Consider the following 1,811-nt stretch of genomic DNA (forward strand, 5'->3'; position numbering starts at 1 on the left):
CTCCGCCCCCTCCGCCTCTTCCGCGGCCGCGCCCCCCGCCCGGCTCCGCTTCGCCTCCCGCACGCTGTTCTCCAGGGCCGCCATCAGGTCGATGACCTTGCCCGGCCGCTCGCGGACCACCGTGGTCGGCTCGGTGCCCTCCAGCTTGGCCTCGACCAGCTCCTCGACCGCCTCGCGGTACTCGTCGTGCAGCGACTCCAGGTCGATGTCGCCGAGGGCGTTCATCAGCGTGTCCGCCAGGTCCAGTTCGGCGTCGCGGATCTTCACGTCCGCGTCCGGCGCCACCCCGGCCGACGAGCGGATCTCGTCCGGCCACAGCATCGTGTGCATCGCCAGCGCGTCGTCCACCACGCGCAGCATGCCCAGCGTCTCCCGGCCCCGCAGCGCCAGCTTGGCGACGGCGACCTTCTCGCTGCGCTTGAGCGCCTCCCGCAGCAGCACGTACGGCTTGGCGGCCGCGGCCCCGTCGGCGGCCAGGTAGTACGAGCGGTCCAGCTGGAGCGGGTCGATCTCGTCGGCCGGCACGAAGGCGAGGATCTCGATGGTCTTGGCGGTCGGCAGCGGCAGGGAGGCGAGGTCGGCGTCGGTGAGCTGGACCGTGGTGCCGTCGGGGGCCGGATAGCCCTTGGAGATCTCCTCGGAGGGCACCTCGGTGTCCTCCAGCTCGCACACCTTGCGGTAGCGAATGCGGCCGCCGTCGGGCGCGTGCACCTGGTGGAAGGAGACCGAGTGGTTCTCGGTGGCGCCCACCACCTTGATCGGGATGCTGACCAGGCCGAAGGAAATGGACCCTTTCCAGATGGATCGCATGATCAATCCCTTTCGTGCACGTTGGTGCGCCTTCGTGCCGTTTCGTGGGACTCTCATGGTATGTCGCCGATCACGGAGGTGGAGGGGCGGCGCGTGCCGCTGAGCAACCTCGACAAGGTCATCTATCCGGGCGGGTTCACCAAGGGCGAGGTGGTGCACTACTACGCCGTCACCGCCGAACCGCTGCTCGCCCACCTCCGCGACCGCCCGCTGTCCTTCCTGCGCTTCCCCGACGGCCCCGAGGGGCAGCGGTTCTTCGCCAAGAACGTGCCGCCCGGTACGCCCGAGTGGGTGAGGGTCGCGGAGGTCCCCCGCTCCGCCGCCCGCACCACCGAACAGGTGGTCGTCCAGGACCTGCCCTCGCTGATCTGGGCCGCCAACCTGGTCACCGAGTTCCACACCCCGCAGTGGACCGTCCAGCGGCCGGCCCGGGCCGACCGGCTGGTCCTCGACCTCGACCCCGGCCCGCCCGCCACCGTCGTCGACTGCTGCGCCGTCGCCCTCTGGCTGCGCGAGCGCCTCGCCGCCGACGGCCTCACCGCCCTCGCCAAGACCTCCGGGGCCAAGGGCCTGCATCTGCTCGCGCCGATCACCCCGGTCCCCTCGGAGCGGGCGACCGCGTACGCCAAGTCCCTCGCCCAGGAGGCCGAGCGGGCCCTGCCCGACCTCGTCGTCCACCGCATGGCCCGCGCCCTGCGCCCCGGCCGCGTGTTCGTCGACTGGAGTCAGAACGCCGCGGCGAAGACCACCGCCACCCCGTACACCCTGCGCGCGTGGCCCGAGCCCACCGTCTCCGCCCCCGTCACCTGGGAGGAGATCACCGACTGCGCCGACCCCGCCGAACTCGTCGTCCTCGCCGACGACATGGCCGGCCGGCTGCGCGCGCACGGGGACATCCTCGCCCCGCTCAACGACCCCGCGAGCGCCCGCCGACCCGCCGACTCTTCGGACCTCCGGCCCGCTGAACGGCACCGCGCGGGCGCGCCGGGCCGGGGTCAGTC

Annotated in this window: 2 protein-coding genes; one reads left to right on the forward strand and one right to left on the reverse strand. The window is 72.6% G+C overall.

The features are described from left to right. The coding region (locus tag ACSNOD_RS30900; protein WP_436770388.1) for a Ku protein at nt 1-810 on the reverse strand (810 nt) is incomplete at its 3' end. 60 nt (nt 811-870) lie between these two features. Here ACSNOD_RS30900 and ligD point away from each other — a divergent pair. Beyond that, on the forward strand, nt 871-1,811 hold a 941-nt coding region (ligD, locus tag ACSNOD_RS30905; RefSeq protein WP_436770389.1), incomplete at its 3' end, for a non-homologous end-joining DNA ligase.

The organism is Streptomyces sp. URMC 123, assembly GCF_051386515.1.
Taxonomy (GTDB): Bacteria; Actinomycetota; Actinomycetes; order Streptomycetales; family Streptomycetaceae; genus Streptomyces.